General features: G+C 75.1%; 7 protein-coding genes and 1 pseudogene. 2 read left to right on the forward strand and 6 right to left on the reverse strand.

The features are described 5' to 3' along the window. Window positions 1-216: 216 nt before the first annotated feature. The 4 genes from ACWGJO_RS24535 to ACWGJO_RS24550 form a co-directional block, all read right to left on the reverse strand. Complete coding sequence (locus tag ACWGJO_RS24535; RefSeq protein ID WP_452186869.1) at window positions 217-717, reverse strand: NUDIX domain-containing protein; 501 nt, start codon at window positions 715-717, stop codon at window positions 217-219. Between the two features lie 18 nt (window positions 718-735). Continuing rightward, the gene (locus ACWGJO_RS24540; protein WP_452186871.1) at window positions 736-927 is read right to left on the reverse strand and encodes an SPOR domain-containing protein; all 192 of its coding nucleotides are present in this window, start codon (window positions 925-927) and stop codon (window positions 736-738) included. A gap of 192 nt (window positions 928-1,119) precedes the next feature. Then, a complete protein-coding gene (locus tag ACWGJO_RS24545) occupies window positions 1,120-2,562 on the reverse strand; it encodes a DUF4190 domain-containing protein (RefSeq protein ID WP_452186872.1) in 1,443 nt (480 codons plus the stop codon). A 383-nt stretch (window positions 2,563-2,945) separates the two neighbouring features. Further along, complete coding sequence (locus tag ACWGJO_RS24550; protein WP_387694210.1) at window positions 2,946-3,764, reverse strand: methyltransferase domain-containing protein; 819 nt, start codon at window positions 3,762-3,764, stop codon at window positions 2,946-2,948. Between the two features lie 163 nt (window positions 3,765-3,927). On the opposite strand from ACWGJO_RS24550, the pseudogene ACWGJO_RS24555 reads away from it, so the two are divergent. Both ACWGJO_RS24555 and ACWGJO_RS24560 read left to right on the forward strand, forming a co-directional pair. Further along, a pseudogene (locus tag ACWGJO_RS24555) lies at window positions 3,928-5,069 on the forward strand (dihydrofolate reductase family protein). Between the two features lie 76 nt (window positions 5,070-5,145). Further along, window positions 5,146-5,808, forward strand: coding sequence for an HAD-IA family hydrolase (locus ACWGJO_RS24560; RefSeq protein WP_452186874.1), 663 nt, complete (start codon window positions 5,146-5,148; stop codon window positions 5,806-5,808). A 241-nt stretch (window positions 5,809-6,049) separates the two neighbouring features. Here the strand turns inward: ACWGJO_RS24560 and ACWGJO_RS24565 are convergent, their stop codons facing one another. After that, window positions 6,050-6,304 (reverse strand): Txe/YoeB family addiction module toxin, encoded by a 255-nt coding sequence (locus tag ACWGJO_RS24565; RefSeq protein ID WP_452186876.1) that lies wholly within the window; start codon window positions 6,302-6,304, stop codon window positions 6,050-6,052. Then, complete coding sequence (locus ACWGJO_RS24570) at window positions 6,301-6,582, reverse strand: type II toxin-antitoxin system Phd/YefM family antitoxin (RefSeq protein ID WP_452186878.1); 282 nt, start codon at window positions 6,580-6,582, stop codon at window positions 6,301-6,303. Before ACWGJO_RS24570 ends, ACWGJO_RS24565 begins: the two co-directional genes overlap by 4 nt. Between the last annotated feature and the right edge of the window lie 231 nt (window positions 6,583-6,813).

Consider the following 6,813-nt stretch of genomic DNA (forward strand, 5'->3'; position numbering starts at 1 on the left):
AGTCGGGCGCGGGCGGCGGCGCTTCCCGCGGAGCCTGCCCGCCGCTCTCCCCCGGCGCCGTTCCCGGTAGTCGACACCGACGGGGCCTCCGGCTCTGGTCGGGATCGGCGTCGCCGGCTGGGGACGGCTCACCGATGGTGACGAATAGTGCCGAAAAGTGACATACCCAGCAGCCTCCAGGCTATCCCGGCCCCTGGGTCGTCTTGTCCGATTGACCTACCCGGCGGACGGCGCGTCGCCCCCGGTCGGGACGCCGCCCGACCCCGCCGTCCCGCCCTCCGTGAGCAGCCGGACGACGTGCGGCAGCACGTCACGGTCGTGGTCGATCCAGTCCACGGCGTCCAGCTCGTCCGGGCCCAGCCAGCGCAGCGCGTCGTGGTCCTCCAGCGCGCGCGGCTCGCCCGCCAGCAATGCGGCGGCCCAGAAGCGCAGCTCCAGGCCGGGGCGCACGGCCCACGCGCCCGGCAGCCGGGTCAGCGCGCGCGCCTGGACACCGAGCTCCTCCAGCAGCTCGCGCTCCAGCGCCTGCGCCTCCGTCTCCCCGGGCTCGGCCTTCCCGCCGGGGAACTCCCACCGGCCGGCCACCGCCTCGGGCGCGCTGCGCCGGGCGGCGAGCACCCGGCCGCCGCGGACCAGCGCGCCGCCGACCACGATCCGGGGAGCGGCCGGGGTCGCGCGGGGGTCGGGGGTCTCGGGGGTGTCCGTCGTGGCGTCCATGGGGCCGACCCTACGGGTTCAGGCGTTGCGAACCGTCCCGTCCGCCACTTCCGGCCGGGCGTCCCCGTCCGCCTCGACCCAGTACATCTGCTTGTGGCCGCGGGCCTCGAACCCGGCGGCCAGCCGCCGGGCCTCGGCCCGGTCGAGGTCCTTGGCGACCAGGAAGCGGTTGCCGTTGTCGTCCTGCCGCATGACCCGGTAGGTGCCCATGGCGGGAGGGTACCCGGGGCCTCCCGCCGGGCGCCCCCCGCTCCGGGCCGGACCCGTTTCCACTCACGTGGGGCGGGCCGGTCCCCGGCTCGCGTGGGGGTCGGGCCGGGGACGCGCCCACGACGGTACGGCCGGTGGGTTACCGGCAGGTACGGGCCCGGTCAACGGCCGGTAACCAGGGGCGCGGGCGCCTCAGACCCGCAGGTCGGGCGCCTGCTCACCGGTGGACAGGCCCAGCCCGCGGCGGATGTCCAGGATCGTCGGCGCCGTCCTGGCCTCCGTCGCCCTGGCCCGGCGGAGGTCGCCCGCCAGGTCGCCGCCGGAGGCCGCGGCGTCCCAGGCGGCGGCCGCCTGCGACTTGGCCTCGACCAGCTTGGCGATCTTCGGCTGGACGTCGGCCGGCCACGACACCGACGGCCCGCCCAGCACCGCCGCCTGGGTCCGCGAGGCCACGGCCATCCGGCGGGCCCACGCCCGGTGGTCTGCCTCGGCCTCGGCCACGTCCGCGTCCGGCGGGTCCAGGTAGACGTCGTTGAAGCTCCGGGCGGCCTCCAGGTAGGCCAGCTGGGGCGCGGTCAGGCGGCTCCGGTCGGTGCGGACCGTTCCCCGGTGCCGGTCCTCGCGGTCCTCGTAGGCACAGGTGACGTACCGTGAGCCGGACGCCCAGTTCCTCGCCGTCGGGTAGAGGTAGACGTCGTCCATGCCGTCCGGGACGGTCCACTGGTCGAGCGCGTAGCCGTTCAGCACCGCGCGGCACAGCCGGCCGGCCGACTCGCGGGCCGCGCTCTCGCCCGGGTAGAGGCCGTTGCCGCTCGGGAGTTCGGCAGTGCCCGCCACCTCGCCGTGGTGCGGCTCGGTGCAGGCCACCCGGTGCACCCAGTACACCGTCTCGTCGCCGTTCCCCTGCGTCGTCGAACCGCCCTGGGGGGAGTCGTAGCAGTCGCCGGCCTTGAGCTCGGACCAGTGCACCGAGCCGGCCGGCGCCTTCGGGGCCTGGCCGAAGCGGCCGGCCCGCGCCGAGCTGAAGTCGGCCGCACCGAGCGCGAGGGCCAGCAGGACCGTGCCGATCGTGCCGAGCACCAGGCCGGTCACCGCCATGCCGGAGCCGCGCTCCTTGCGGCGGTTGATCTGCACCAGCGCGAGGATGCCGAACACCAGGGCCACCGGGGCCACCAGGAGCAGGCCGGTGACCAGGGAGCCGACCGCGAAGCCGTTGGTGGGGGCGGGCCCGGGACCGGGGCCGGGGAGGAACCCGGGCCCGGGGGCGGCCTGCCCCGGACCGGGGGCCTGGGCGTACGGGTGGCCGGGCGGGAAGCCCGACCCGGCGGGGGGAGTGACGGAGGCCCAGCCACCGGCGGGCAGCGGGTACGGCGGCTGGGGCGGGGCGGCCGACGGCGGGACGGGCTGCGGGGCCGGGGCGACGGACGGACCCGCGGGCGGGTCGACGGCGGCGAGCGGGGCCCAGGGGTCGACGGCGGCGGGCGGGGCCCAGGGGTCGACGGCGGGCGGGGCGGGCTCCGAACCGGCCGGGTCCTGCTCGGCCGCGGCGGGCCGGGCCTGGGCCTGCTCGAGCGCGACCGGGCTCGCGGGCCCCGCGGACCCCGCGGACCCCGCGGTGTCCTTGCGGAAGTCCACCCGGGGATCCTGACCGGCCGTCGGCGCTGGCGCCGGGTCCGGGTCCGGGTCCGTGCCTGTCCCCGCCCCTGTACCGGCGTCCGTCCCCGCGCCGGCGTCCGCGCCCGTCCCCGGGCGGGTGTCCGTGTCCGCGTCGGCCCCCGTGGCCGCGGGCGACTCCGGCCCCGGAACGGGCGGCTCGGACTCAGGCTTGGACACGTGGACTCCCCCAACCCATCGGAACGGGCATCGGCTCGGCACTCGGCACCATGGCTCGGACCCGAACGGGCCCGATCTGAACGGTCGCGCGACTTTACCCGATCTTTCCGAACGCCTGCCCGCCCTGCCCGGACCGCCCGGCCCGCCCCGCGTCGGCTCAGCCGCGTCGGTTCAGCCGCGTCGGCTCAGCCGCGGGCCAGGATCTCGCCGTGGAGCATCGAGAACCAGCCGTCCCCCGCGGCGCTCCACTCCCGCCAGCCGTCCGCGATCCGGCCCAGCTCGTCCTGGTCCGCGAAGCCCCGCTCGACCGCCGTCCGGCCCAGCGCGGTGCCCGTCACCCGGTCCGCCCACAGCCCGCCCCACCAGGCGCGCTGCTCGGGCGTCGCGTACGTCCAGGTGCCGGCGCTCGCGGTGACCTCGGTGAAGCCGGCCGCGCGGGCCCAGGACAGCAGCCGCCGGCCGGCGTCCGGCTCGCCGCCGTTGGCGCGGGCGGTCCGCCGGTACAGCTCCAGCCACCGGTCCAGCGCGGGCACCTCCGGGAACCAGGTCATCGAGGCGTAGTCGACGTCGCGGACCGCGACCACGCCGCCCGGCGCCGCCACCCGCCGCAGCTCGCGCAGCGCGGCCACCGGGTCGGCCACGTGCTGCAGCACCTGGTGGGCGTGCACCACGTCGAACTCGCCGTCCGGGTACGGCAGTCGGTGCACGTCGGCGCAGGCGAGGGCGACGTTGGACAGGCCCCGGCCGGCGATGTGCCCGGCGGCCTGCTCCAGCACCTCGGCGGAGGCGTCCACCGCGACCACCCGCCCCTGCGGGCCGACCAGTTCGGCCAGGTCCGCGGTGATCGTGCCGGGCCCGCAGCCGACGTCCAGCAGGGCCTGCCCGGGCCGCAGTTCGGGCAGCAGGTAGCCGGCCGAGTCGGCGGCGGTGCGGGAGCGGTGCGAGCGCAGCACGGCCTCCTGGTGGCCGTGGGTGTAGACGGCGGCGGGCTGCGGTCCGGTCATGAGGTCCCCCTGGATGCGGTCGGCCGCGGGGCTCCGCGGCTCCCCCGACGCTACCCGCTGTCCCGTATGCCGAGAAGATCCGTCTCGAATGCCGGTCACCGCGGGCTCGGGCCGCCCCCGGCCGCCGTACCGTGGAGGCGCCCCCGACAGAACGGTCCCGCCCATGCCCGGCCCGCGCCCCTACGTCCTGCTGAGCGCCGCCGTCTCGCTCGACGGCCACCTCGACGACGCCTCCCCCGACCGGCTGTTGCTCTCCAACGCCGCCGACTTCGACCGGGTCGACGAGGAGCGCGCCGCCGCCGACGCGATCCTGGTCGGCGGCAACACCCTGCGCGCCGACAACCCCCGACTGCTGGTCAACGACCCCGCCCGCCGGGCCGCCCGGCGGGCGGCCGGCCGGCCCGAGTACCCGCTGAAGGTGACGCTCAGCGCGAGCGGCGCGCTCGACGCCGGACTGCGCTTCTGGCACACCGGCGGCGCCCGCCTCGCCTACACCACGGACGCCGGGGCGGCGGTGCTGCGCCCCCGACTGGACGGGCTGGCCGAGGTGGTCGCGCTGGGCGGCGCGGTGGACCTCGGCGCGGTGCTGGACGACCTGGGCGCCCGCGGGGTCCGCCGGCTGATGGTCGAGGGCGGCGGGGGCGTGCACACCCAGTTCCTGGCCCAGGGGCTGGCGGACGAACTCCAGCTGGCCGTCGCCCCGCTGCTGGTCGGCCAGGCCGAGGCGCCCCGGTTCGTCCGCCCCTCCGCGTTCCCGGGCGGGCCGGCCCGGCGGATGCGGCTGCTGGAGGCACGTACCGTGGGCGACGTCGTCCTGCTCAGGTACGCCCCGAAGGAGCCCGCGCCGTGACCCCGTCCGCGTCCACCGACCTCGACCACCTGCGCCGGGCCGTCGAGCTCTCCCGCCGCTGCCCGCCGTCCGGGACGGCCTTCTCGGTCGGCGCGGTGATCGTCGGCGCCGACGGCACGGTGCTGGCGGAGGGCTACAGCCGGGAGGCCGACCCGCACGACCACGCGGAGGAGGCGGCGCTGGCCAAGCTTCCGGCGGGCGACCCCCGGCTGCGCGGGGCGACCGTCTACAGCTCGCTGGAGCCCTGCGGGCAGCGCGCCTCGCGGCCGATGCCGTGCGCCCGGCTGCTCGTCGCGGCGGGCGTGCCGCGAGTGGTGGTCGCCTGGCGCGAGCCGGACCTGTTCGTCAACGACTGCCAGGGCACCGCACTGCTGACGGCGGCCGGCATCGAGGTGGTGGAGCTGCCGGAGCTGGCCGCGGAGGCCCGCGCGGTCAACGCCCACCTGCTCGGGTGATCTTTTGTATCATTGAGAAACAAAGAGCTCGCATTCTCCGGCTCTGCTGTCGTCGCACCCCCCGAGGAGCCGCCCCATGCCCGCTACTCCCGTCCGGCTGACCGCCCGCGCCGTCCTCCTGGACATGGACGGCACCCTGGTCAACTCCGACGCCGTGGTCGAGCGCTGCTGGAGCCGCTGGGCCGAGCGGCACGACCTGGCCCCCGCCGAGGTGCTCGCCGTCGCGCACGGCCGCCAGGGCCACGCGACCATGGCCGCCCTGCTGCCCGAACGCCCGGTCGAACTCAACCTGGCCGACAACGAGCGGATGCTCGACGAGGAGCGCGCCGACACCGAGGGCGTCGTCCCGGTGCCCGGCGCCGCCGCCTTCCTCGCCTCGCTGGCCGGCCTCCCGCACGCCCTGGTCACCTCCGCCGACCAGCCGCTCGCCCGGGTCCGGATGGCCGCCGCCGACCTGCCGCTGCCGCCCGTCCTGGTCACCGCCGAGTCCGTCGGCGCCAGCAAGCCCGACCCCGAGGGCTTCCTCAAGGGTGCCGCCGCCGTCGGCTTCGCCCCCGCCGACTGCCTCGCCTTCGAGGACTCCGGCGCCGGCATCGCCGCCGCCAAGGCCGCCGGCACCCGCGTCATCGGCATCGGCCCGCGCGCCCTCCCCCACCACCCGGACGCCCACGCCGACACGCTCGCCACCGTCACCGTCACCGCCACCCCCGACGGCCTGCTCACCGTCACCATCGGCTGACCCCCGGACCGCCGGGGCCCGCACAGCACCGGGCCGGCACGGGAAAACGGACGGGGCCCGCCTCAGGGGAGGCGGGCCCCACTGGACCCGCACAGGTGGCGGATCCGGTCGGCTCAGGGAGCGGGTCGATCAGACGTTGAAGCGAAACTTCCACCACAACGCCGTGACCTGCGGAATCGTTGACTCCGAGGGCCTAAGTCAGCACGGAATCAGCACCGCGACGGCACGCCAGGACCGGGGATCAGTAGTGATAGCGGGCTGCCAGGATGATGATTTCCCGGTCGGTGACCAGATAGACGAGGCGATGCTCGTCATCGATCCGCCGCGACCAGGCCCCCGGAAGGTGGTACTTCAGCGGCTCGGGCTTGCCGATCCCGGCAAACGGATCGCGCAGGACATCCTCGATGAGCTTGTTGATCCTCGCGAGCATCTTGCGATCGTTCTTGAGCCAGGACGTGCAGTCCTCCCAGCCCTGCTCCTCGAAGAGGAGCCTCACTCGACACCCCGCCCGGCATCAGCCGAGTCGGGGTCGATGAGCGTGCGCTCGGAGAGCCCTGTGCCGCTCAGCGCATTGTCGTACGCCTTCAGCAGGCGACGCGCATTCGCCGGCGAACGCAAGAGATAGGAGCCCTCGCGCAAGGAGGCGTAGTCCTCAGCGGAGACGAGCACGGCATTTCCGTGCTTGGACACGATCTCGATAGCGTCATGATCCTCGTTGACCTTCTTGATCAACGGAAAGAGATCCCTGCGGGCCTCGCTCGCGGTGATGGACACGGCGCGTACCCCCCTCGGCGAGTGGTACCGAATAACGTACCACTCAAGCGGGGACTCCCGGGTGGATCGACGGCCGATGCGGACTCCCTCGGGTCAGCATCAAGTCAGCACGGGAATGAGGAGAGGGTCGGACTCCATGGAGTGCGCCCCACAACGAACAAAACACAATCCCAAAAAAATAACAAAAATTAAACAAAATAAAAAAAATTTAAAGGGGACAACACAACCTCG

The sequence above is a fragment of the Kitasatospora sp. NPDC054795 genome, from assembly GCF_053611565.1.

Bases quoted from the DNA above. Each gene is read 5' to 3' on its own strand.
- ACWGJO_RS24535 (WP_452186869.1), bottom strand. From the start codon at position 717: ATGGACGCCACGACGGACACCCCCGAGACCCCCGACCCCCGCGCGACC.
- ACWGJO_RS24540 (WP_452186871.1), bottom strand. From the start codon at position 927: ATGGGCACCTACCGGGTCATGCGGCAGGACGACAACGGCAACCGCTTC.
- ACWGJO_RS24550 (WP_387694210.1), bottom strand. From the start codon at position 3,764: ATGACCGGACCGCAGCCCGCCGCCGTCTACACCCACGGCCACCAGGAG.
- ACWGJO_RS24560 (WP_452186874.1), top strand. From the start codon at position 5,146: ATGCCCGCTACTCCCGTCCGGCTGACCGCCCGCGCCGTCCTCCTGGAC.